At 58.1% G+C, this 20,090-nt stretch carries 29 protein-coding genes; 21 read left to right on the forward strand and 8 right to left on the reverse strand.

The window, feature by feature from the left end:
- Nucleotides 1–87 precede the first annotated feature (87 nt).
- The 9 genes from ACKZ62_RS16050 to ACKZ62_RS16090 all read left to right on the forward strand — a co-directional run bounded on the left by ACKZ62_RS16050 (nucleotide 88) and on the right by ACKZ62_RS16090 (nucleotide 5,089).
- Nucleotides 88–525, forward strand: coding sequence for a hypothetical protein (locus ACKZ62_RS16050; RefSeq protein WP_421560689.1), 438 nt, complete (start codon nucleotides 88–90; stop codon nucleotides 523–525).
- Nucleotides 522–713, forward strand: a complete 192-nt coding sequence (locus ACKZ62_RS16055; protein WP_421560690.1) for a hypothetical protein — start codon at nucleotides 522–524, stop codon at nucleotides 711–713. Before ACKZ62_RS16050 ends, ACKZ62_RS16055 begins: the two co-directional genes overlap by 4 nt.
- Entirely contained in the window at nucleotides 710–907 is a 198-nt protein-coding gene (locus ACKZ62_RS16060; RefSeq protein WP_421560691.1) for a hypothetical protein, read from the forward strand. The genes ACKZ62_RS16055 and ACKZ62_RS16060 overlap by 4 nt, the downstream gene beginning before the upstream one ends.
- The gene (locus tag ACKZ62_RS16065; RefSeq protein ID WP_421560692.1) at nucleotides 900–1,247 is read left to right on the forward strand and encodes a hypothetical protein; all 348 of its coding nucleotides are present in this window, start codon (nucleotides 900–902) and stop codon (nucleotides 1,245–1,247) included. Before ACKZ62_RS16060 ends, ACKZ62_RS16065 begins: the two co-directional genes overlap by 8 nt.
- Before the next feature lie 156 nt (nucleotides 1,248–1,403).
- Nucleotides 1,404–2,567: a coiled-coil domain-containing protein gene (locus ACKZ62_RS16070; protein WP_421560693.1), complete on the forward strand. Its 1,164-nt coding sequence runs from the start codon at nucleotides 1,404–1,406 to the stop codon at nucleotides 2,565–2,567.
- A 10-nt stretch (nucleotides 2,568–2,577) separates the two neighbouring features.
- A complete protein-coding gene (locus tag ACKZ62_RS16075; protein ID WP_421560694.1) occupies nucleotides 2,578–3,336 on the forward strand; it encodes an ERF family protein in 759 nt (252 codons plus the stop codon).
- Nucleotides 3,333–4,100 (forward strand): lambda exonuclease family protein, encoded by a 768-nt coding sequence (locus ACKZ62_RS16080; RefSeq protein ID WP_421560695.1) that lies wholly within the window; start codon nucleotides 3,333–3,335, stop codon nucleotides 4,098–4,100. Before ACKZ62_RS16075 ends, ACKZ62_RS16080 begins: the two co-directional genes overlap by 4 nt.
- Entirely contained in the window at nucleotides 4,097–4,690 is a 594-nt protein-coding gene (locus ACKZ62_RS16085) for a hypothetical protein (RefSeq protein ID WP_421560696.1), read from the forward strand. Before ACKZ62_RS16080 ends, ACKZ62_RS16085 begins: the two co-directional genes overlap by 4 nt.
- A 69-nt stretch (nucleotides 4,691–4,759) precedes the next feature.
- Nucleotides 4,760–5,089 carry a hypothetical protein gene (locus ACKZ62_RS16090; RefSeq protein WP_099602850.1) on the forward strand — a complete coding sequence of 110 codons (330 nt, stop codon included), beginning with the start codon at nucleotides 4,760–4,762 and terminating at the stop codon, nucleotides 5,087–5,089.
- Here ACKZ62_RS16090 and ACKZ62_RS16095 read toward each other — a convergent pair.
- Nucleotides 5,082–5,516, reverse strand: a complete 435-nt coding sequence (locus tag ACKZ62_RS16095) for a hypothetical protein (RefSeq protein WP_099602849.1) — start codon at nucleotides 5,514–5,516, stop codon at nucleotides 5,082–5,084. The two genes, ACKZ62_RS16090 and ACKZ62_RS16095, sit on opposite strands and share 8 nt — an antisense overlap.
- Before the next feature lie 118 nt (nucleotides 5,517–5,634).
- Here ACKZ62_RS16095 and yejK point away from each other — a divergent pair, with 118 nt between their 5' ends.
- Nucleotides 5,635–6,642 carry a nucleoid-associated protein YejK gene (yejK, locus tag ACKZ62_RS16100; protein ID WP_099602848.1) on the forward strand — a complete coding sequence of 336 codons (1,008 nt, stop codon included), beginning with the start codon at nucleotides 5,635–5,637 and terminating at the stop codon, nucleotides 6,640–6,642.
- A gap of 39 nt (nucleotides 6,643–6,681) precedes the next feature.
- Here yejK and ACKZ62_RS16105 read toward each other — a convergent pair whose 3' ends face one another.
- The 3 genes from ACKZ62_RS16105 to ACKZ62_RS16115 all read right to left on the reverse strand — a co-directional run bounded on the left by ACKZ62_RS16105 (nucleotide 6,682) and on the right by ACKZ62_RS16115 (nucleotide 8,401).
- Nucleotides 6,682–6,939 carry a hypothetical protein gene (locus ACKZ62_RS16105; protein ID WP_068936809.1) on the reverse strand — a complete coding sequence of 86 codons (258 nt, stop codon included), beginning with the start codon at nucleotides 6,937–6,939 and terminating at the stop codon, nucleotides 6,682–6,684.
- A 410-nt stretch (nucleotides 6,940–7,349) separates the two neighbouring features.
- A complete protein-coding gene (locus ACKZ62_RS16110) occupies nucleotides 7,350–7,535 on the reverse strand; it encodes a hypothetical protein (RefSeq protein ID WP_099602847.1) in 186 nt (61 codons plus the stop codon).
- Between the two features lie 149 nt (nucleotides 7,536–7,684).
- Nucleotides 7,685–8,401: a hypothetical protein gene (locus ACKZ62_RS16115; RefSeq protein WP_099602846.1), complete on the reverse strand. Its 717-nt coding sequence runs from the start codon at nucleotides 8,399–8,401 to the stop codon at nucleotides 7,685–7,687.
- Nucleotides 8,402–8,500: 99 nt separating this feature from the next.
- Here ACKZ62_RS16115 and ACKZ62_RS16120 point away from each other — a divergent pair, with 99 nt between their 5' ends.
- The 9 genes from ACKZ62_RS16120 to ACKZ62_RS16160 all read left to right on the forward strand — a co-directional run bounded on the left by ACKZ62_RS16120 (nucleotide 8,501) and on the right by ACKZ62_RS16160 (nucleotide 15,439).
- Entirely contained in the window at nucleotides 8,501–8,932 is a 432-nt protein-coding gene (locus ACKZ62_RS16120; protein ID WP_099602845.1) for a YoqU family phage-derived protein, read from the forward strand.
- On the forward strand, nucleotides 8,929–9,240 hold the full coding sequence (locus ACKZ62_RS16125; RefSeq protein WP_099601539.1) for a DUF4406 domain-containing protein: 312 nt from the start codon (nucleotides 8,929–8,931) through the stop codon (nucleotides 9,238–9,240). The genes ACKZ62_RS16120 and ACKZ62_RS16125 overlap by 4 nt, the downstream gene beginning before the upstream one ends.
- Nucleotides 9,237–9,860, forward strand: a complete 624-nt coding sequence (locus ACKZ62_RS16130) for a hypothetical protein (protein WP_099602844.1) — start codon at nucleotides 9,237–9,239, stop codon at nucleotides 9,858–9,860. The genes ACKZ62_RS16125 and ACKZ62_RS16130 overlap by 4 nt, the downstream gene beginning before the upstream one ends.
- Nucleotides 9,861–9,940: 80 nt before the next feature.
- The gene (locus ACKZ62_RS16135) at nucleotides 9,941–10,270 is read left to right on the forward strand and encodes a hypothetical protein (protein ID WP_068936817.1); all 330 of its coding nucleotides are present in this window, start codon (nucleotides 9,941–9,943) and stop codon (nucleotides 10,268–10,270) included.
- 49 nt (nucleotides 10,271–10,319) lie between these two features.
- Nucleotides 10,320–10,799 (forward strand): class I SAM-dependent methyltransferase, encoded by a 480-nt coding sequence (locus ACKZ62_RS16140; RefSeq protein WP_099602843.1) that lies wholly within the window; start codon nucleotides 10,320–10,322, stop codon nucleotides 10,797–10,799.
- A 59-nt stretch (nucleotides 10,800–10,858) separates the two neighbouring features.
- Nucleotides 10,859–11,044, forward strand: coding sequence for a hypothetical protein (locus tag ACKZ62_RS16145; RefSeq protein WP_099602842.1), 186 nt, complete (start codon nucleotides 10,859–10,861; stop codon nucleotides 11,042–11,044).
- 260 nt (nucleotides 11,045–11,304) lie between these two features.
- Nucleotides 11,305–12,498: a tyrosine-type recombinase/integrase gene (locus ACKZ62_RS16150; protein WP_099602841.1), complete on the forward strand. Its 1,194-nt coding sequence runs from the start codon at nucleotides 11,305–11,307 to the stop codon at nucleotides 12,496–12,498.
- A 20-nt stretch (nucleotides 12,499–12,518) separates the two neighbouring features.
- Nucleotides 12,519–14,105 (forward strand): ABC-F family ATPase, encoded by a 1,587-nt coding sequence (locus tag ACKZ62_RS16155; RefSeq protein WP_081797888.1) that lies wholly within the window; start codon nucleotides 12,519–12,521, stop codon nucleotides 14,103–14,105.
- 158 nt (nucleotides 14,106–14,263) lie between these two features.
- Nucleotides 14,264–15,439 carry an MFS transporter gene (locus ACKZ62_RS16160; RefSeq protein WP_447095513.1) on the forward strand — a complete coding sequence of 392 codons (1,176 nt, stop codon included), beginning with the start codon at nucleotides 14,264–14,266 and terminating at the stop codon, nucleotides 15,437–15,439.
- Here ACKZ62_RS16160 and ACKZ62_RS16165 read toward each other — a convergent pair.
- Entirely contained in the window at nucleotides 15,433–16,470 is a 1,038-nt protein-coding gene (locus ACKZ62_RS16165) for an alpha/beta hydrolase family protein (RefSeq protein WP_032891141.1), read from the reverse strand. The genes ACKZ62_RS16160 and ACKZ62_RS16165 overlap by 7 nt on opposite strands.
- A gap of 210 nt (nucleotides 16,471–16,680) precedes the next feature.
- Nucleotides 16,681–17,292, reverse strand: a complete 612-nt coding sequence (locus tag ACKZ62_RS16170; protein ID WP_032891140.1) for an FMN-dependent NADH-azoreductase — start codon at nucleotides 17,290–17,292, stop codon at nucleotides 16,681–16,683.
- Between the two features lie 125 nt (nucleotides 17,293–17,417).
- Here ACKZ62_RS16170 and ACKZ62_RS16175 point away from each other — a divergent pair, with 125 nt between their 5' ends.
- Entirely contained in the window at nucleotides 17,418–18,326 is a 909-nt protein-coding gene (locus ACKZ62_RS16175; RefSeq protein WP_122754008.1) for a LysR substrate-binding domain-containing protein, read from the forward strand.
- Nucleotides 18,323–18,679: an MmcQ/YjbR family DNA-binding protein gene (locus tag ACKZ62_RS16180; RefSeq protein ID WP_012723994.1), complete on the forward strand. Its 357-nt coding sequence runs from the start codon at nucleotides 18,323–18,325 to the stop codon at nucleotides 18,677–18,679. Before ACKZ62_RS16175 ends, ACKZ62_RS16180 begins: the two co-directional genes overlap by 4 nt.
- On the opposite strand, the gene ACKZ62_RS16185 is transcribed toward ACKZ62_RS16180, so the two are convergent.
- Nucleotides 18,668–19,051, reverse strand: a complete 384-nt coding sequence (locus tag ACKZ62_RS16185; RefSeq protein ID WP_032891498.1) for a DUF1294 domain-containing protein — start codon at nucleotides 19,049–19,051, stop codon at nucleotides 18,668–18,670. The genes ACKZ62_RS16180 and ACKZ62_RS16185 overlap by 12 nt on opposite strands.
- A complete protein-coding gene (locus tag ACKZ62_RS16190) occupies nucleotides 19,048–19,878 on the reverse strand; it encodes an undecaprenyl-diphosphate phosphatase (RefSeq protein ID WP_032891138.1) in 831 nt (276 codons plus the stop codon). Before ACKZ62_RS16190 ends, ACKZ62_RS16185 begins: the two co-directional genes overlap by 4 nt.
- Nucleotides 19,879–20,090: the final 212 nt, after the last annotated feature.

Consider the following 20,090-nt stretch of genomic DNA (forward strand, 5'->3'; position numbering starts at 1 on the left):
AGGCCTATTTATGCCGGGATTCAAAGACGGCCACTTCAAATACGTCGCTTACACCGACTAACCCACGCAGCCGCCTCGGAGGCGACCATGAGCGCAGTATTGAAATTATGCCAAGAGCGATTCGACGCTCAGTTGCCTCCAGATGTCAGCGACGCGAATCCGGAACAGGAGTGGCTGGAACATTCGGCGGAACAGTTGGTGTGCGGCATGGACATCAAGTGGAAGCGTCGCAACGGCCAAACGCAAGTGGTGACGTTTGATCGGTACTGCACTTACCTGCAAGGACACCTGAACCAACGTCAAATCGACGGCCTGGACGAGCGCGACTCGCTGGCCCGGCTGTTCCTGTCTTCGATCCTTGGCAGCCAGGCGGATTCACGCGGCCATGCTGCTGATTTGATCGGCCAACCCCGCCCCATCGAAGCCGCCGAGAAGATCGCCATGGACCTGCTCAGGCCCTACGCCGCCGAAGCTGTAGCGGCCGAGCGGGAAGCGGCCGAAGACGACGTGGATGCAGATCTATGAGCCCGCACATCCTGATCGATGAAGCACTTGAATGCCTTGAGCACCCCGCCAGTGAGCCGGGCGCCCAGGTGGTCGTGCAACGAATGATCACGAACATGCTCACCGGCAACGTGATCACCGTCGAAGAATTCAACCACTACTGCCAGCGCCTGCTGAAAATCACCAGGCAGCGCAAGGAGGCTGCATGACCACGCCTATCGTGAAATCGCTGGCTGATGAGCAGCTCGAAGCCATTGAGCGCCGCATCGCCATCTTGGGCTTCGGCCTTCCATTCAATGAACTGATCGGCCGCAAGCGTGAAGAGCTGGTGCGGGATCTGCCGCAGCGCCTGGCCCCGACAATGAAGGGTGGGCGAATTACGGTGAGGGTTCGTCATGGATGACCGTGAAATGCTCTATTTGGCGGCCGAAGCTGCTGGCCTTCGTTGCAACGGCCATTGCCCAGACAAGAATGGTTACGTGTGCTTGAGCAGTCATACCTTTTCGTCTGGCTACTTCAGCCCTCTCGATTTCAATACCGGCCACGCTTTGATTCTTCAGGCGCGTTTGGGAATAAGCATCGACATGAACGTGGTGACTGAGCGCGGCTTCCAGACGGGGTGGGTTCAGGCTTATCACGACGATGGCCAGGCTTGCGAGGACGTGACGGGTGGGCGTGCAGAGTCTGCGATATGCAGGGCCATAGTAAGGGCTGCCGCTGCAATCAGAGAGTCGCGGTCATGACCACCCGCCAGCGCACCAGGCGCCTACTGATCTGGCGCGGCTCTTTCCCGGTCCTCGCCCTCTTCACCTTCCTGATGTTGCTCAGCGCCCTCGCTGATCGAATTACTCAATAACCAACACCTTCAATCGCTGCGAGCATCGCGGCAAGGAATTCCCATGTCCGCAGAAACTCAACTGGCTGTCGTGCCACCACAAGAAACGGCACTGGCCGTATTCAGTACCGTGAAAGGCCTCGATCCTTGGCTTGATCAGGTCCGCGCCAAGGTCGACGAATTCAAAAAAGTGCTTCCCGACCTGAAAACGGACAAAGGCCGCAAAGCCTATGCATCCATGGCGCACCAGATCGCGAAATCGAAAAACGCACTTGAAGCGGTGGGCAAAGAGATCTCCGCAAAGCAAAAGGAGATCCCGAAGCTGATCGACGCAGAACGTAAGCGCGTATGGGACACCCTGGAGTCATGGCAGAAGGAAGTCCGGCAGCCGCTGGATGATTGGCAGGCGGCCGAAGATGCGCGGGCTGCCAAGCACAACGAAGGGATTCAGCAGATCAAGGATATGGCGCTGTTCGGCGAAACACCTTCGGCGCCCGTAGTTGCCCAGATGATCGCCGACCTCGAAGCCATCGAAATCAACGATGCTTGGGAAGAGTTCCTGGCAGAAGCCGCTCAGGTTAAGGACCAGACTCTCGCGAAGTTGCGCACCCTGCTCACTGAGCGCACCCAGTACGAGGCAGAGCAGGCCGAACTGGTCCGGTTGCGTGCCGAAGCCGAAGCGCAGGCCCTGCGCGACCGCGATGCAGAGATTGCACGGGTAGCCGCCGAACAAGCCCGACTCCAGGCCGAGCAGCAGGCACAGGCCGAGCGCGAAGCTGCCGCCCGCCGTGAACAGGAACTGCTGGACCGGGCCGCCGCCACTCAGCGCGCCGCTGCACAGGCTGCGCTCGACGCAGAGGCAGCCGCCGAACGCCAACGCCTGCAACTGGAGCTACAGGCCGAACAGTCCCGTGCAGCAGCGGCACAGGCCGAGACGAACCGAATCGCCGCTGAGCAACGCGCCGAGCAAGAGCGAATCGCCGCGGTGCGCCGACAGGAAGAGGCTGTAGAGCAGGCGCGATTGGCAGAGATTGCCCGGCAGGCAGCAGAAGCTGAAGAGGCGCAGCGCCAGCAGAAGGCGCGCGAAGCGGACCAAGCTCACAAGGTGAAGATCATGGGCGCCGCCAAAGAGGCACTGATGTCGATGAACATCACCGAGGAGCTGGCCAAAGCCATTGTCCTGAAGATCGCACGTCGCGAAGTCCCGAACATCACCATCCAATTCTGAGGTAGCCAGCATGAGCGGCCAAATAATCGTTCCCGAACAGCGGCGCCAGGCTGTGGCACCGATCTCCACGGACAACAGCATCATGGCCGTCATCAGCCGTGCTGCCGCCGATCCAACCTGCGACATCGAAAAGATGGAGCGTCTTCTGGCCATGCATGAGCGCATGCAGGCCAAGGAGGCTGAGCAAGCTTTCAACGCCGCGATGGCCGAAATGCAGTGCAACATCCCCACGGTTTTCGAGGGCGCGGTAAACCTGCACACAGGAAACTCCTACGCCACGCTCGACCACATCACCCACACCCTGAAGCCGATCATGCAGCAGCACGGGTTTGCCATCACCTTCAAGGTTGAAAACGCAGAAAAGGCGATCAAGGTCACAGGGATTCTGATGCACCGAGGAGGTCACCGCGAGCAAACAACCATGAGCCTGCCGGCCGATATCGGCAAAGGCCGCAACGATGTACAGGCCGTCGGATCATCGACTACCTACGGCAAGCGGTACGTGATGTGTGCGCTGCTGAACATCACGACCGGCGAGAGTCGCGACGACGACGGGCAGTCTTCGGACGGTTCAGAAACGGAGGATATGCGCGCCCAGGTCGTCGCGGACATCCTGGAGCGTGTCGGGCAGACCACCACACCGGATGAGTTGAAGGACGTATGGCAGGCAAGCTTGAAAGTCCTGCAAGCATCAGGTGACAACAACGGGTATTCCACAGTGAAGACTGCGGTAACCGTTCACAAAGCCAAGCTGGAGGCGCCTCAATGATCATCGTGAATTGCACTCAGGGCTCAGCCGAGTGGCTGCAGGCTCGCGCTGGCGTGATCACCGCCAGCATGTTCAGCACCGCCCGCTCCAAAGTGAACGGCTTAACTTCGCAGCAGAAAACCTATGTGAATTCGATGCTTAATGGACACAGCGAGGCCCGCTCGCGCGAATTGGCCGGCTACAAAGCTGCGCCAAGAGCTGAAGTTGTGTTGCGCGCACTTGACGGCGAGATGGTAGGCGAACCGTCAAACGCTGCCCTCTCGTACGCCTTTGAGCTGGCAGTCGAACGAATCGGCGGCTTGCCTCTGGACGGTGGTTTCGAGACCTGGCAGATGCGCAGGGGTCACGAACTGGAACCCGAAGCGCGAATGGAGCACGAAATCCAGACCGGGCTCATCGTCACCCAGGTCGGATTGGTCAAAACCGATGACGGTGTGTTCGGCGCCAGCGCGGACGGATTTATCGGAGAAGACGGTGGCTCCGAGTACAAGTGCTTCCTCGCGCCCGACAAGCTCCGATCTTTCCACATCGACAACGATGCCAGCGAAGTCATCGACCAGGTGCAGGGCTGCATGTGGATCACCGACCGCAAGTGGTGGCACATCGGGATGTACTGCCCGCTGTTGAAGCCGGTGGGCCGCCAGCTCTGGTGGAAAGAGTTCAAGCGGGATAACGACTACATCGAAAGCCTTGAGGAAGACCTGTGGGAATTCAAGCTGCTGGTCGACGGGTACGAGGCAGCGCTCAGGAGTAAAGCAGTATGATCAGCAACCACCTAAGCCTAGTCGAGGCACTGCGCCCGGCCTCGGACGAACTGGCCGCCCAGGTCGAGCAGTACCTGGCGGCCGGAGGCCAGATTGAAGAAGCGGTGCCCATCGGCTACAAGCCCAAGCCCATCACCTACAGCAACCAGATGCCTCCGGCGCCGAAGCCGTTTGTTCGGCGCCGGGTTGAAGCGGCTCCCCTGCCCCTCGACAAAGACGACATCCGCACCCAGGCCCGCCTCAAGCTGGTTGAGCAGATACGGCAGCTCGGCGTCACGCACACCCAGACCGAAGTGGCTGCTGCCCTCGGCGTCAGTCGGCGGCTCATCTACAACCATGCCGCGCGGTACGACATCACGTTTAAGGCGCCAACCCGGGGCGGTGCACGCAACCTGGTCCACAACACGGTCGACAAGGAGCGCGACGCGAAGTACGCCGAGCGGATTCGCGCCTTCCTGGAACTGGGCATCACCCGGCGCCAGTGCTGCGGGAAGCTGGCAATTGGTAACAAGGCCTTCGAGCGGATCATCGCCGCCCACGGCATCGACTATCCCAAAGCACGCCAGGGCGGCACTTCATGCGCCGCATAGCCCGCGTCCAGCAACGCAAACGTCAAACCTGGCTCGCACTGCCGGCCAGCGGAATAGAAGAGGTAGGCCATGGCCAAGACTGTGCAGGAGCGATCAGCGAAAACCGCCAGGAAACGCATGGCACTTGCCGAAGAGGAACTGAGGCTCAGGGTTCGGCCCGGCACCCGTCAGGCGCTGGCCGACCTGATGGAGTGGTCAGGCATTACTGAGCAGGGCGAGGCGATGACGCTGATGATTCATCACCTGCATGCGATGGGCGCCGCAAAGTGCCAGCCGCTGCTGAATCCGCCGCGCCACGTTTTCGAACCTACGGAAAGTGTGGCGCGGGAATTCCGAAATAAAAGCCTGCTCGCCCTCCAGAAAGACCCCGGCGACGAGATTATCGGGCCAACTATTTAACCGATGCAGGAGGTGTTGCATTGACAACAGGGCCTGCGACATCAGCTGGCTGCCCAGTCTCAACGTCACGAATTTCATACCTCCACCATGTCAACGATGATATTCCGTAAAGTCCATAGGTACGGCCGCCCACCAGATCAACAGTCATTTCAATCGGAGCAGTTTGCTGTTGCGCGGTAATAAACTTACGAACTTGAATCTTATGCCTGCCTGCACCCAGTCGGTACTCGCTCTGGCGGCTCAACCAATAAAGGGTTTGATCGTCGTCGATCTTAAATATTGTTAATGATTTGTCGAACTGTTGGATCGTAGCGATTTGGGCGCTTGATTTTCCTTCTGCACTTTTGTGCTCGTAATGAATACATCCGGTCAGCGTGAAGCTGAACATAATCATCGCTATAAAACGCCAAAAAATATCGTGTCGCATCAGTGTCCCTCCTAGGCTCAAATCCAAGGTGCGGATTGATACCTTATCCTTTTCCAAAATTCCACCCTACTCGCTGCATCCGGTAACCGGAGGGCGGCGCTTATCCGGAGCAAACGAAATGCCTGTACGCCATAGCGTCATCCACAAGATCGACAAGAAGCCCGACGGCAGCCCGGCCGTTCTGTTTCTGGGCTCATCCGAGCAGGTTGAAAGCCAGGCCCGCGACGACCTGATGAGCCAGCTCAACGAAAGCTACAACGCCACTGTCGGTAAGGGCTGGGGGTTCTTCCATCAAGAGTCAGGTGCATTCCCATTCAGCGGTTGGCTTGGCAAGTATCTCGCCGGTGTCACTGACTTCATGGCGTTCAGCACCACCGCTGTCGAGCACCTGACCAAGCTGATGGAAGAGTCGAACCTTACCACCGGTGGGCACGCCCTCTTCTGCCACTATCAGCAAGGCATGACCGATTACCTGGTGATCGCCTTGGTGCAGGAAACCGAAGCGGTGGCCATGACCGAAGAACTGGCTCTGATGACAGTGAAGCGCCTGGACCTGGATCACATCCGTCTGGCTGCGCGCATCAACATCAGCGAATGGCAGACCAACCGCCAGTCGAAACAGTACATCTCGTACCTAAAGGGCAAGCAGGGTCGGCGGCTCAACGACTACTTCCGCGACTTCATCGGCTGCCAGGAGGGGATCGACGCCCCGAGCGAAACGCGCACGCTGCTGAAGGCGTTCAGCGACTTCGTTGAAAGCGAGGATCTGGGCGAGGAATCAGCGCGGGAGAAGATGAACACCCTGGTTAGCTACTCAATGGCCCAGGCCAAGCTGGGCGAGCCGATCACCCTCGACGAGCTGTCGGGACTGATCGACGAAGACCGGCCGAAGAGCTTCTACGACTTCATCAAGGCGAAGGACTACGGAATTTCCGAGGCGCTGCCGCCGGACAAGAAGACACTCAACAAATTCCGGCGCTTCACAGGCCGCGCCGAGGGTATGTCGATCAGCTTCGAGGCGCACCTACTCGGCGACAAGATAAAGTTCGACGAAGCCGGCGGCACGCTGACGCTGCGCGGACTGCCCACTCAACTGACTGAGCAGCTCAAGCGCGCAGCCGCCTGACACCAACCGCAGCGCCGCACTCCCGACGAAGGGCGGCGCTTACTGAGAAAGGCTCCGGCTAGTTTTTTTCGTCCGGAAAACTTTTCCGTATGCGTAGAAGCCTGCAGTGATTTCAGCGATAGCCATGAATCCGAAGATCATGCCGAAGGCGAAGGATGAAGCAATAAATGCGAGCCCCACTAGAACGATTAAAAGTTCAGATATGTTCTGCCACTTCTTCGACATCGACGGCCCAAATGCCTCGATAATTCCGGCAACGAACCCAATCAAAAGCCCCGTAATGAAGCGCGCAAGCATTACAACTCCTTAATCCGGCTCCATGCCGGTCACCCGTAATACCCCATATCAATCTCGGACGCAGATATTTTTAGATTCTAGCTTGAGCGAACTATGAAAACTGCCGCTATCGCAATCACAGCGACGACTCCAAACACCATCCGTGCGAGCCAAGGAGCTGTTAGCCAGACGCCGGTAACCCCGGCAATCTGCCCAATGTTTTTTTCGCTGAAATAGCGGCCAGATGGCGGCTCGCGAAAAGGATTTCCGCAGTGGGGGCAGGAGTAGGCTTTATCAGAGATTTTTGCAGAGCATTCAGGGCAGTCAATTAGGCTCATGATTTTTTGTCCGTTTTAATTAATGGCTGCAAACCAATATGAAGACTTCATTTTCTGATTTTGGTTCTGCGGGAAATCATATGAGCCCACTCATTAACGAATCACGCCAGCCGGCTCAGTAGCAGGCAGGCCGGCGAGGTCACGCCACTTCGCCAGGTCAGCGATCAGCTTAAGGCCTGGGCGCACATCAGCTTCGAGCGCTTCATCAGGAAGGCTCAGCAGCCGCACAAATTCATCGCCTATCAGGCGTATCGCTTCCACATCGGTTTTCGTGCTCATCTCAGTCACCGTCAGGTTTTTGCTGAGTGCAAATCATCATCCCAATTTACGAATCACGCCAGCCGGCGAGGAAATTATCTGTTCGGAGAATACTTTGGAATTCCTGCAAACGATTTAAAGATAGAGCTACAAGCTGCCCGCATATTTATTTAAATAATTTTGTACAGCTGAGCAATGTAATCAGAGATGCGCAAATAGGAATGCTTAATAAGTTCCAACGTATCATAAGCAGACCCTTCAATCTCAAATTTAACCCAATCAAACTCTCTCGAAAGTGACACAGGGATGTTGATATCCTTGACAGTTTCGGCAACTGTTCTATCAGACGAAATTGTAAGACTTCCATCTTTCCCTATCGGAACACCATTAAATGTACTGCCAACAAAAGTAATAGTCCCATGTCCCTCAATGCGCAAAAGATTGCCAAATGTAGTCGTAGATCTTGATGAGTTTTTTCTAACCTGGACGCTTAGGCCGTTGTGTTTGTTAAAATTAGTATGCTTGCACAGCTCGTACAACCAGTCACTTTCATCGACGAACGGCTGAATCGACTCTATCAGCTTATAAACCAATGGAGCCTGCTCCGGTAAAGCTGGAAGATTCTTTTTTATACTAGTAAGGAAAAGAACTTCTGTTTTTCCATAAGGGAAATAGACAGAGTTTTTCTTCCTCGTATATGACCTCCACACATCCTGGGCGGAGTATTCAAGACAACTCCTCAAATTCTCAAAACAAGACTTAATTTTTGGGCGAAGAACATTCTCTTGAACCTCATTAGAGCGAGCCTCAGCATAAGCTATGGATATTTGCTCTATATCCCCGCGAACAACATCAAGCAATTCCAAAATATCGGAATGACGATCCATTAATTTCCGCTCCTGAATATTGGTTGGCACCCGGCTTAGAGTTACTGCATTTCTGAAAATTAATCTAGATGTCCGGGCATGGCCCGGCAAGGACTCCCCATGCCTACAGAAAACAAACTCACCCTGAAGCAGCAGCGAGCCGACCAAGTCAATCAGGTGATCCGGATCATCGGCACCCACGGCCGGCGCTTCTTCTTCAACCAGGTCGCTGATCGCTACGCCAGCATGGAAGTGGATCAGCGCGGCAAGGTCTGGTTCATCGACGACTACAGCGCGCGGCGGATCTTCACGCACAAAACAACCTGGGGCGGACGCTGGCGAGGCTTCAGCCATGGCGGCACGCTTCGGTCACTCGTTGAGGGGTTCCGGGATTACATCCGCACAGGGGAGCCAATGCATCTTGGTTACCTCGGGCCCGAGCGGTTCGACGATAGCAACATCTGGGGTTACGACGAGGAAGGCATGAAGGCAGTGCGCGAGCAGGCCGGCGCCCTAGCGGTGTTTCGCCAGCCAGTCGCGGAGGCCGCATGAAGCGCATCTACCTCAGCGGCCCCATGACCGGCCTGCCCGGCCTCAACTTCCCGGCCTTCGCCGCAATGACCGATAACCTGCGCGCCGGCGGCCATACCGTCACCAACCCCGCCGAGGTCAACCCGGACGGCGGCACCTGGAACGACTGCATGCGCCGCGACATCGTCGCTCTGATGGACTGCGACACCGTGGCTACCCTGCCCGGCTGGGAGCATTCAAAGGGCGCCCGCTTGGAAGTCCTGATCGCCGAACGCCTCGGCATGACGGTTGTGAAAGCCCATGATCTGGTAACGAGGGAGGCTGTATGAACGAAATAATGCGCTACGACCTTGATCGCGACACCGATGAGGGGTGCGCGGACATGATTCCTATCAGCGATGGGCGCTATGTGGAGTTCGAGGATTTCCACCGAGTAAGCGCAGAGCGTGACGGCCTGCAGTTGAGCCTGACCACGGCGGATCAAACCATCGATGATCTCAGCGCGGCAGTTTCCCGGCGAACGAAGCGGGTTCGAGATCTGGAAGCGCAGTTGGCCTATGCCGTGGACGCCCTCAATGAGGTGGTCAAGGCGTCAGCAATATACGAAAAGCCCTTTGAGATTGCGACCCTAGCTATCGGTGAAACATCGGCCATGGCCGAGCAGCCAGCGCCGGTAGAGGTGATGCCCGATGGCTACTGCATCATGCCCCGCCAACTTACCGCTGAGAACGGCGCCAAAGCCTTGCTGCTCGGCGAGTTCAAGCTGCTGGTCACCAAAGAATGCCCAGAATGCTGCGAGCTTGAAGAACCAACCGAAGGTTGCTCAATCTGCGATGGTGAAGGTGAGTACGGGCAGAAACACACCATCCCGTGGGATCAGATCAAGTACATCTACAGCAAGGCCGTATCGGGCCTCGCCGTGAAGACTGAGTCAGCCAAATCCCGGTAGGAGTACATCCGTACTCCACCCGCAAAAACTGTAACCCCTCCCCCTTCAAAGTCAGCCGCTATAGCGGCAAGGACGAAGTCATGCCTGAAGAAATAAAATTGATCCAGCCAGCCCCGGTCGTGCGCGATGAATACGGGATGTTTGCTCATCCCGATATGCCCGACTTCGACGAGGGCGACGGTGATAAGTGCAAGGCCTGGGTAGCCGCACAGCGCTTGCAGGTGAAGATGGTGAGCCTCGAATACCACAGCGACGAAGCGGTATCTGAGCGCTATTTCGAAGCCGGCGACCCGGACTGCAGCTACTGGGAGCCTGATCGGCCTGATGGCGAAGGCTGGTTCTGCCTGGCCATTCACGACACCGACGACGGTCCGGTCTGCTGGTGGGCACGCCGCGAGGTGACGCCATGATCGCCACCCTCTGGTTCGCCTACGTCTTCATCTACAAGGGGCCAAGGCCATGAATGCGCAAGTCCTCGACCCTTGTAGCGCCAGCCGCATGATGTGGTTCGACAAGGGTGATCAGCGCGCCCTGTTCGGTGACATCCGCGATGAAGAGCATGTGCTGTGTGATGGCCGGGTGTTGAGGGTTGAACCCGACGTCATTATGGATTTCCGGCACCTACCATTCCCCGACGCCAGCTTCAACATGGTGGTGTTCGATCCGCCGCACCTGGTACGCGCCGGCCGTGAAAGCTGGCTCCGGCTTAAGTATGGAATCCTCACCGACGATTGGCGCGACGATCTGCGCAAAGGCTTCGCCGAGTGCTTCCGGGTGTTGCGCCCTGGCCAGTTCCTTATCTTTAAGTGGAACGAAACCCAGATCCGGGTCAGCGAGATTCTTGCCCTTACCGATGAGCAACCGTTGTTTGGCCACAAGTCCGGGAAGCGCGAAAAAACGCACTGGATGACCTTCATGAAGGGTGAAAAAAATAAATAGTCGGGAAACCGACGCCCCAACACATCAACCATTGAGGCTCACCCAAAAAGGAGTCTCTCATGAAATATTTCGCAGACGCAGTCATCGCAATCGCCCCAGTAAAAACCCGCAAGTCTAGGAATCGCTTCTTCCGCGAGTACGACCGATGGACAGACAGATTGCTTCGGCTGGGCTTCATCGATCTTAAAACGCGACAGGATATGCGGCAGCAAATCGCAGGCGCATATCTCGCCTCCTTGATGTAGCCATTCCCCCCTCTGAATATGCCTGCCGGAAACCGGTGGGCAACTTTCCGTCGCCCCGCGAGGCCAGGACCACCCATGTCAGCATCAGAAAAACTCAACGACGGGATCACGGGCGACAAATTGCCCGAGGCGCAGATGGCCGAGCTCCTCGGTACCACCCTCGCCGCCCTGCGCTCAAAGCGCGCCCGCAACCAAATCCCCCTCGGCGTCTGGAACAAGCAAGGCAGCCGCGTCATGTACAGCATCCGGAGATACTACGAATGGCTCGAAAGCCAATGGGTTTGCCCGCAGGAATGGACCTCCACCACGGATCGATCCGCATCCGCTTTATGTGGAACGGCAGCCGGCGCAGTGAAACGCTCCCCTATCCCCCGACACAGAAAGGAATCAAGTCTGCCTCACAGGTTGTTGATCAAGTAAAAGGCCTGATTAAGCTGGGGCTGCTCGACGACGATAAGTACGCCGAGCTTTTCCCCAGCTCCAGCAACGTCGCTGGGGGGAAGATCAACTTCGGCGAGTATGCCCAGCTCTGGCTTGATAGCCGTGAGGTGGTCGGTGGAACGAAGGCGAACTACAAGGGTGCACTGAACCGGTACTGGATGCCCGGCCTGGCCCTGGTGCGAATCGACCTGATCACCACTACGCTGCTCCGCCGGGTAATGGCAGCCAGCGAATGGAAGTCCCCCGGGGTGAAGCGCAACGCGATCTCAAAGCTGTCGACCATCCTGAACTCAGCAATGTCCGAAGAGCTTATCCCGAAGAACCCCGCGGCCATCCTGGAGTTACCCAAGCGCAGCAAGAAGGAAATTGACCCGTTCACTTTGGAGGAGGCAAACCTGATCATCGCCAAGATGTACGAGCACGATCATTGGCCCAGCACGATTTATGCGGCATTTTTTGAGTTTGTGTTTTTTACAGGAATGCGCCTGTCCGAGGCCCTGGCAATGCGCTGGGATGCGGTAGACGAAGAGAAAAGGACGGCCCACGTATGTCGTGGGATCGCCCTGGGGGAAGTGGTAGAGCGTACAAAAACGGGTGGAGACCGCTTTGTTTTGCTGAATGAACGCGCCATGCATGCGCTGAAATTCGCGAGGGAATACGCAGAGCGTCGGAAAAAAGGTAAAGGGAGGGTGCTGGAAACGCCTTTCATTTTCCCGCCGTCAAAGAACTCGGAGTACGTGAAACAGACATCTGACCTGCACAAGCAGTGGATTCCGACCCTGAAGGCTCTGAATATCCGTCGTCGGCCGCCATACAACTGTCGTCACACCTATGCGACAATATGCATTATGTCTGGCATGAACCCCGCCTTCATCTCCCAGCAGCTCGGCCATAGTGTGCAGATGCTGCTCTCGACTTATGCGCGTTGGATCAACTCAAGCTCGGACTGGAGCGAAATGCAAAAGCTCCAGATTGGTCCCAAATTGGTCCCAGTTCAAATAAGCGCACCCTAAGCTATTGATAGGTAAAGTAATTGATCTCCACAGCTAACATCACCATGCAGTTCGGCGCCAAGCCGCTCTTCGAGAACGTCTCGGTCAAGTTCGGCGCCGGCAACCGGTATGGTTTGATCGGTGCCAACGGTTGCGGTAAGTCGACCTTCATGAAAATCCTCGGCGGCGACCTCGATCCGTCGGGCGGCCAGGTCATGCTGGAGCCTAACGTTCGCCTGGGTAAATTGCGCCAGGACCAGTTCGCCTACGAAGAATTCACCGTGCTCGACACCGTGATCATGGGCCACGAGGAGCTGTGGAAGGTCAAGGCCGAGCGCGACCGTATCTACTCGCTGCCGGAAATGAGCGAAGACGACGGCATGGCCGTGGCCGAGCTGGAAACCGAGTTCGCCGAGATGGACGGCTACACCGCCGAATCCCGTGCCGGCGAGCTGCTGCTGGGCCTGGGCATTCCTCTGGAACAACACTTCGGCCCGATGAGCGAAGTGTCCCCTGGCTGGAAACTGCGTGTATTGCTGGCCCAGGCGCTGTTCTCCGATCCTGAAGTGCTGTTGCTCGACGAACCGACCAACCACTTGGACATCAACACCATCCGCTGGCTGGAAAACATCCTGACCCAGCGTAACAGCCTGATGATCATCATCTCTCACGACCGTCACTTCCTGAACAGCGTGTGCACCCACATGGCTGACCTGGACTACGGCGAGCTGCGCCTGTTCCCGGGCAACTACGACGAGTACATGACCGTGGCGACCCAGTCCCGCGAGCAGCTGCTGTCGGACAACGCCAAGAAGAAGGCGCAGATCTCTGAGCTGCAATCCTTCGTCAGCCGCTTCTCGGCCAACGCCTCCAAAGCCAAGCAAGCGACTTCCCGCGCCAAGGCGATCGACAAGATCCAACTCGCTGAGGTCAAGCCTTCGAGCCGGGTGAGCCCGTTCATCCGTTTCGATCAGAACAAGAAACTTCACCGCCAGGCTGTAATGGTCGAAAAAATGGCCAAGGGTTTCGACGGCAAGCCGCTGTTCAAGGATTTCAGCTTCCAGGTTGAAGCGGGAGAGCGTGTTGCGATCATCGGTCCGAACGGTATCGGCAAGACCACCCTGCTGCGCACCCTGGTCAACGAGTTGACCCCGGACGCAGGCTCCATCAAGTGGACCGACGCTGCGGAATTGGGTTACTACGCCCAGGATCACGCTCACGACTTCGAAGACGACGTGACGCTGTTCGACTGGATGGGTCAGTGGACTCAGGGCGAGCAGATGATTCGCGGCACTTTGGGCCGCATGCTGTTCTCCAACGACGAGATCCTCAAGTCGGTCAAGGTAATCTCCGGTGGTGAGCAAGGTCGCATGCTGTTCGGCAAGTTGATCCTGCAAAAGCCGAACGTGCTGATCATGGACGAACCGACCAACCACTTGGACATGGAATCCATCGAAGCGCTGAACCTGGCGCTGGAAAACTACCCGGGCACGCTGATCTTCGTCAGCCACGACCGTGAGTTCGTATCGTCCCTGGCAACCCGCATCATCGAGTTGAGCGCTGACGGCGTGATCGACTTCAGCGGCACCTATGACGACTACCTGCGTAGCCAAGGCGTTGTGTTCTAAATAACGCCCGCTGCACCCAAGAGCCCCGTCCACTGTGACGGGGCTTTTTGCATTGTGTGGCAAGCGGGCCTGTTCATCAGACAAAGTAGTTAGGCTGCTTCCTTTTACCCCGAGCCCTTGCCATGATGCCCTCACCGCCCGCCCGCGAACGAGTGCCCATGTCTACCGCCACCCCCTCCTCCCTGTCGGTCACCCTGCAGATCGTCTCGATCGTCTTCTATACCTTCATTGCCTTCATCTGCATCGGCCTGCCGATTGCGGTAATCCCAGGCTACGTGCACGAACAATTGGGGTTCAGCGCGGTGGTGGCCGGGATCACTATCGGTTCGCAGTACCTGGCGACCCTGCTTAGCCGCCCCATGGCCGGGCGGATGTCGGACAGCGTTGGCACCAAACGAGCGATTGTGCTGGGGTTGGCGGGCATTCTCGTGAGCGGTGTGCTGACGCTCTTCGCGACGTTGCTGGAAAGTACGCCCAACGTAAGCCTGGGCATTCTGATCGTCGCCCGGCTGCTGCTGGGCGTGGCCCAAGGTCTGATCGGTGTGGGCACCATCAGTTGGTGCATGGGCCAGGTCGGCGCCGAGCATACGGCGCGGTCGATTTCCTGGAACGGCATTGCGTCCTACGGTGCCATCGCCATCGGTGCGCCGCTGGGGGTGGTGATGGTGGCCGAGTATGGCTACAACAGCCTGGGGATCGCCCTGACCGTACTCGCAGCGCTGGGCCTGATGCTGATCCGCAACAAACCGTCGGTGCCGGTGGTGCGCGGCGAGCGCTTGCCATTCTGGGCGGTGTTCGGGCGTATCGCGCCGTTTGGGGTCAGCTTGTGCCTGTCGTCGATTGGCTACGGCACGCTCACTACCTTTATCACCCTCTACTACCTCAATCGTGGCTGGCAAGGCGCGGCGTACTGCCTCACGGTATTTGGCGTGTGCTTTATCCTGTCGCGCCTGGTGTTTATCTCGGCGATCAGTCGTTTTGGCGGGTTCAGCGCCGCCATCGCCTGCATGCTTATCGAGACCCTCGGCCTCACCCTGTTGTGGCTGGCGCCCTCCACCGGTGTGGCGTTGATCGGCGCAGGACTGACGGGCTTTGGTCTGTCGCTTGTGTACCCGGCGCTGGGCGTGGAAGCCATCAAGCAAGTGCCCAACAGCAGCCGTGGCGCGGGATTGAGTGCGTATGCGGTGTTTTTTGACTTGGCCCTGGCGATTGCCGGGCCGTTGATGGGTTTTGTGGCGCTGAACCTGGGGTACGGCTGGATCTTCTTCTTCGCGGCGTTGCTGTCGGTCACGGCGCTGGGCGTGACTTTACTGCTCAAGCGCCGCGCTTACTGATCAGCCGTCTGCAAACCCGCACGGGTGGACGTGCCAAGGGTACGAGTGAAAAAGCGCCCGGCTTCGGAAATCAGATCGCGGTGAATGCCTTCGCGGTCGACGCCATCGGCGTCAGTGCAGATCGCCGGCATGGCTGCCAGTTGGTCACTGTCGCACGGCGCCATGAACACGAAGTGCCCTGCCCCGGCCAGCAGCTTGAAATTCGGCGGCTCAGGCAATTTGCGCGCGAGTGCCGCGGCGTTCTTGTCCACGGCCACCAGCTTGTCGCCGTCGCCGCTGTAGAGCAGCACCGGCACATGCACGTCGGCCAAGGTGTGACGGCCGAACATCAGGCTCAACGGCGCCATTAGCATCAAGGCGTGGATGCGCGGGTCGGATTGGGGCTGTAAGTCGTCACGGTCCACCACCAACTCGCCTTTGGTGGTGCAGGCGTCGCGGTCTTCCGGGCGTTCCTGGCAATAGCGGCGCAGGCGATCGAAATCCGGCTTGGCGCCAGCCAGGATCAACGCGGTTTCGCCACCGGCGGAATAGCCGATCACCCCCACCTGGTTGATGTTGACGAACGGAGACAGCATCGGATCCGCCAGGGTGGCGGTGATCGCTTCGGATATCTGGATCGGCCGACCGTACAGGTTGCTCAGCGTGCCCAGACGGCTATGGTCCTTGTAGTTGTCGCCAGGATGCAGCACCGCCACCACCACAAAGCCTTTGCGCGCCAGGGACGTGGCCAGGTCGTGCAGGGCCAGCGGCGTGCCGGTGTTGCCATGGGACAGCATCAGCATCGGGAAACGGCCGATGGCGATCTTGGAATCTTCGGTGGCGGCGACGTGATAGGCGCCCAACTGCGTGGTGTGCTCAAGGCCGGTTGACGGATAGAACGCCACGGCTTTCATTGGTTGCAAGTCGAGCGGATCGAGAAACGTCATGCGATGAAAGCCGACGCTCCAATGGGGGTGCGGCGCAGGCGCGGCGTGCACTGAAATCAGGCCGCCCAGCAGGGAAAGAACCATAACAGCACAAAGACGCATCATGGGGATGTCCACCTTTGCTGCGTGAGAACCGACATGTCGAATGAAAAGTCCAGGGCATTGACCCCATGCTTGCACAAGCTGGGCCACATCAAAGAAGACAGCGGGAAAACGAAAAAACTCCGTACTCCGGTCGCGTTCAGGCGATCAGAATACAGAGTTTAGACACTCGGCTTCAGATTGAAACCGAGAGGAGCGATATTTACTAAAGCCTTACGCGGCAGCGAACAATTGTTCGTTGATCAGTACGTTAGCGTCGCTCAGGGACTTGCTGCGCACTTCATCACCATAGGCCAGGCCTTCGGCCCGCACGATTTCGATGTTGGTGATGCCGAGGAAGCCGAACAGCAGTTTCAGGTAGCCTTCATGGGCAGCGCCCGACGCTTGACCGGCATGCAGGCCGCCGGCAGTGGAAACGATGATGACTTTCTTGTTGCCGCAAAGGCCTTCCGGACCGGCTTCGGTGTAACGGAAAGTCTGACCAGCGACCGCGATACGGTCGATCCAGGCTTTCAGTTGGGTCGGGATAGTGAAGTTGTACATCGGCGCACCGACCACAATGGCGTCGGCAGCGAGGAATTCAGCCAGGGACGAAGCGCTCAGTTCAGCTTCGTGTTTTTGCGCAGCGTCGCGCAGTTCAGCGGCCGTGCCCAACGCACCCAGGGTGGCGCCGGAGAAGTGGTTGATGGCGTCGCTGGCCAGGTCGCGGTAAGTCACTTCCACACTCGGCTCAGCCGCTTGCCAGGCTTTAACCACACCAGCGCTGAGCTGACGGGAAGCCGAGTTGTCGCCGAGGATGCTGGAATCGATATGCAACAGTTTCATGATGGATCTCCGAGGTGGGATCGACTAGGGCGATCAGATGGCGGTGATGCTACGCATGAAACGAATAGTCGATAAGCTGCCTGTAATGCGATAGTTTGTCCCACTGACAGGACAATAGGCTCACCATGCAAGATCTCAACGACCTCTATTATTTTGCCAAAGTCGTCGAAGCCGGCGGTTTCGCAGCCGCCGGTCGGCTGCTGGGCATCCCCAAGTCACGGTTGTCGCGGCGCATTGCCGAGCTCGAAGAGCGCCTGGGCGCACGCCTGCTACAACGCACCACGCGCCAACTGACCCTCACCGCCGTCGGCGAACGCTACCTGCGCCACTGCCAAGCGATGCTGCTGGAAGCCGAGATGGCCGATGAGGCCGTGGCCAGCATGTCCAGCGAACCCCGTGGACGTCTGCGGGTGACGTGCCCGGTGGGGCTGGCACAGAACATGATGCCGGACGTGGTCGCCGGGTTTCTGGCAGCACATCCTCAGGTGCAGTTGGAAATGACCCTGGTCAACCGCCGAGTCGACCTCGTGGCCGAAGGCATCGATGTGGCGCTGCGAGTGCGTGAGCAAGGCGATGAAGACCCGCTGCTGGTCACCAAGCGCCTACGCCCGGCCCAGACCGTCCTGGTTGCCAGCCCGAACTTCATGCATGGCCGATCTATCAGCACCCTTGATGACCTCAAGCAGCTGCCGATACTCGGCGCATTGGAGGCGGACCGGATGGTGCACCAGCGCATCCTCGATCCCCAGGGCAACCCCCACGACCTGATCATGGAAGCACGTCTGGGCGTTGATGACTTCAACGTGCGCAAGGCCAGCGCCATCATGGGCCTGGGCTTTACCGTGCTGCCAATGATGTACTGCGAGGAAGAATTGGCCAACGGCCACTTGGTGCAACTGCTGCCGGAATGGTCACTGCCCGGCGGTTGGTTGCAGGCCGTCTACCCACACCGGCGCGGTGTGCTGCCGGCCATTCGTGCCTGGATCGATTACCTGGAAGAAGGCTTTAAAAGCTGCGGAGACCGCCTGCTATGAAGATGACCGAAGCGCAAGTCGCCACCTTTTGCCTGAGCCTGCCCGGCGCGCGGGAGGACTACAAATGGGGCGGCGTGCGAGTGTTCTCGATTGCCGGCAACAAGATGTTCGCCCTGCAAAACCTGCGCGGCGACTCGTTGGCGTTCAAGGTCGACAAGGAACTGTTTCTCGGCCACGTGGACCGCCCCGGTATCCACCCCGCGCCATACCTGGCGCGTGCGCAGTGGATCATCATGAACACGCCCTACCCGCTGGGCGCCGAGGAACTGCGTGGCTTGTTGCAGCGCTCCCACCAACTGGTGGTGAGCAAGCTACCCAAGCGCACGCAGATTGGTTTGTTGCTAGAGGACTGACAGTAACGTGCCGCCAAGGAACAACTGGTCCAACCAGAACACTTGGTGCAACAGCACAATCACCCAGAACAGCACCTGGAAAGACACCTTGCGCGTCTTGTGCCGGAACACCTGCTGAGCAATCAACGCCCCGGGCCAACCGCCGGCCAACTCAACGGCGTGCAGGATGTTTTCCGGGGTGCGCCAGCTGTCGGTGCGCGCCTTGCGTTTATCACTCCAGTACAGGAAAAACGCGATCACGCTGACCACGCCATAGGCCACCAGCGGGATCACGGTTTCGCCGCGCTGCCACACCAGCACCGACCCCAACAGCGGCGCGGCGCACAGCAGCACAAAGATCGCCGCCTTCAGGCGCGGGTGCTGGATGATCATGCCGTTGCCGCCGCCCAGTCGATCCAACCGAACTGCCAAGTCGCCAGGATCAGTAGGCCAAACCCGATGCGGTACCAGGCAAACGCCGCGTAGCTATGGCTGGCGATGAACTTGAGCAGGCCCTTGACCGCGATCATCGCGAAGATGAACGAAGTGATAAACCCAATGGCAAAAACCGGCAGGTCCGCTGGCTGAAACAGGTCGCGGTACTTGTAGCCCGAGTACACCGCAGCACCGACCATGGTCGGCATGGCCAGAAAGAACGAGAACTCGGTAGCGGTCTTGCGCGACAGGCCGAACAGCAGGCCGCCGATGATGGTCGAGCCGGAGCGCGAAGTGCCCGGGATCATCGCCAGGCACTGGGCAAAGCCTACCTTGAGTGCATCTTTCCAGGTGATGTCGTCGACGGTCTCGGCATGCACTTCATGCTCGCGGCGCTCGGCCCACAGCATGATGACGCCGCCCACCACCAGCGCTGTGGCGACAGTGATCGGGTTGAACAGGTAGTGGTGAATCAAGTCGGCGAAAATCACCCCAAGGACCACGGCCGGCAGGAACGCAATCAGCAGGTTGATCGTGAAACGCTGCGCATTGCGCTGGGTTGGCAAGCCGGTGACAACGTCGAGAATCTTGCGCCGAAACTCCCAGACCACCGCCAAAATGGCGCCGAGCTGAATAATGATGTTGAAGGCCATCGCACGTTCACCGCCGAAATCGAGCAAGTCGGCAACGATGATCTGGTGGCCGGTACTGGAGATCGGCAGGAACTCCGTCAACCCCTCCACTACGCCGAGAATCAATGCCTGAATGGCGGTCCAAAAATCCATGCTTCCCCCAAAGGTCATGCGCTATGGCACGCCTTGTTACTCTTTTTTAATGGTTCACTGACGACGAGCGCGCTGAAGGCCCAGTGTTGATGATGATCAACACCAGTCTGCAAAAATTCTGTGAAAATCAGGCAGTACTCAGGTTTTTCGATTACGGGCCGAAAGCCTATCAGACAAGGCGTAAAAGTCGATGCGACGCCCACAATTATAAA

The sequence above is a fragment of the Pseudomonas sivasensis genome (assembly GCF_052938085.1).

Coding starts and splice junctions, on each gene's coding strand:
- ACKZ62_RS16070 (WP_421560693.1), top strand. CDS start 1,404: ATGTCCGCAGAAACTCAACTGGCTGTCGTGCCACCACAAGAAACGGCA.
- ACKZ62_RS16125 (WP_099601539.1), top strand. CDS start 8,929: ATGAAGCGCATCTACCTCAGCGGCCCCATGACCGGCCTGCCCGGCCTC.
- ACKZ62_RS16065 (WP_421560692.1), top strand. CDS start 900: ATGGATGACCGTGAAATGCTCTATTTGGCGGCCGAAGCTGCTGGCCTT.
- ACKZ62_RS16165 (WP_032891141.1), bottom strand. CDS start 16,470: ATGATGCGTCTTTGTGCTGTTATGGTTCTTTCCCTGCTGGGCGGCCTG.
- ACKZ62_RS16085 (WP_421560696.1), top strand. CDS start 4,097: ATGATCAGCAACCACCTAAGCCTAGTCGAGGCACTGCGCCCGGCCTCG.
- ACKZ62_RS16120 (WP_099602845.1), top strand. CDS start 8,501: ATGCCTACAGAAAACAAACTCACCCTGAAGCAGCAGCGAGCCGACCAA.
- ACKZ62_RS16190 (WP_032891138.1), bottom strand. CDS start 19,878: ATGGATTTTTGGACCGCCATTCAGGCATTGATTCTCGGCGTAGTGGAG.
- ACKZ62_RS16115 (WP_099602846.1), bottom strand. CDS start 8,401: ATGGATCGTCATTCCGATATTTTGGAATTGCTTGATGTTGTTCGCGGG.
- yejK (WP_099602848.1), top strand. CDS start 5,635: ATGCCTGTACGCCATAGCGTCATCCACAAGATCGACAAGAAGCCCGAC.
- ACKZ62_RS16140 (WP_099602843.1), top strand. CDS start 10,320: ATGAATGCGCAAGTCCTCGACCCTTGTAGCGCCAGCCGCATGATGTGG.
- ACKZ62_RS16145 (WP_099602842.1), top strand. CDS start 10,859: ATGAAATATTTCGCAGACGCAGTCATCGCAATCGCCCCAGTAAAAACC.
- ACKZ62_RS16080 (WP_421560695.1), top strand. CDS start 3,333: ATGATCATCGTGAATTGCACTCAGGGCTCAGCCGAGTGGCTGCAGGCT.
- ACKZ62_RS16185 (WP_032891498.1), bottom strand. CDS start 19,051: ATGATCATCCAGCACCCGCGCCTGAAGGCGGCGATCTTTGTGCTGCTG.
- ACKZ62_RS16060 (WP_421560691.1), top strand. CDS start 710: ATGACCACGCCTATCGTGAAATCGCTGGCTGATGAGCAGCTCGAAGCC.
- ACKZ62_RS16175 (WP_122754008.1), top strand. CDS start 17,418: ATGCAAGATCTCAACGACCTCTATTATTTTGCCAAAGTCGTCGAAGCC.
- ACKZ62_RS16160 (WP_447095513.1), top strand. CDS start 14,264: ATGTCTACCGCCACCCCCTCCTCCCTGTCGGTCACCCTGCAGATCGTC.
- ACKZ62_RS16150 (WP_099602841.1), top strand. CDS start 11,305: ATGGCTCGAAAGCCAATGGGTTTGCCCGCAGGAATGGACCTCCACCAC.
- ACKZ62_RS16105 (WP_068936809.1), bottom strand. CDS start 6,939: ATGCTTGCGCGCTTCATTACGGGGCTTTTGATTGGGTTCGTTGCCGGA.
- ACKZ62_RS16075 (WP_421560694.1), top strand. CDS start 2,578: ATGAGCGGCCAAATAATCGTTCCCGAACAGCGGCGCCAGGCTGTGGCA.
- ACKZ62_RS16130 (WP_099602844.1), top strand. CDS start 9,237: ATGAACGAAATAATGCGCTACGACCTTGATCGCGACACCGATGAGGGG.
- ACKZ62_RS16050 (WP_421560689.1), top strand. CDS start 88: ATGAGCGCAGTATTGAAATTATGCCAAGAGCGATTCGACGCTCAGTTG.
- ACKZ62_RS16110 (WP_099602847.1), bottom strand. CDS start 7,535: ATGAGCACGAAAACCGATGTGGAAGCGATACGCCTGATAGGCGATGAA.
- ACKZ62_RS16180 (WP_012723994.1), top strand. CDS start 18,323: ATGAAGATGACCGAAGCGCAAGTCGCCACCTTTTGCCTGAGCCTGCCC.
- ACKZ62_RS16170 (WP_032891140.1), bottom strand. CDS start 17,292: ATGAAACTGTTGCATATCGATTCCAGCATCCTCGGCGACAACTCGGCT.
- ACKZ62_RS16095 (WP_099602849.1), bottom strand. CDS start 5,516: ATGCGACACGATATTTTTTGGCGTTTTATAGCGATGATTATGTTCAGC.
- ACKZ62_RS16090 (WP_099602850.1), top strand. CDS start 4,760: ATGGCCAAGACTGTGCAGGAGCGATCAGCGAAAACCGCCAGGAAACGC.
- ACKZ62_RS16055 (WP_421560690.1), top strand. CDS start 522: ATGAGCCCGCACATCCTGATCGATGAAGCACTTGAATGCCTTGAGCAC.
- ACKZ62_RS16135 (WP_068936817.1), top strand. CDS start 9,941: ATGCCTGAAGAAATAAAATTGATCCAGCCAGCCCCGGTCGTGCGCGAT.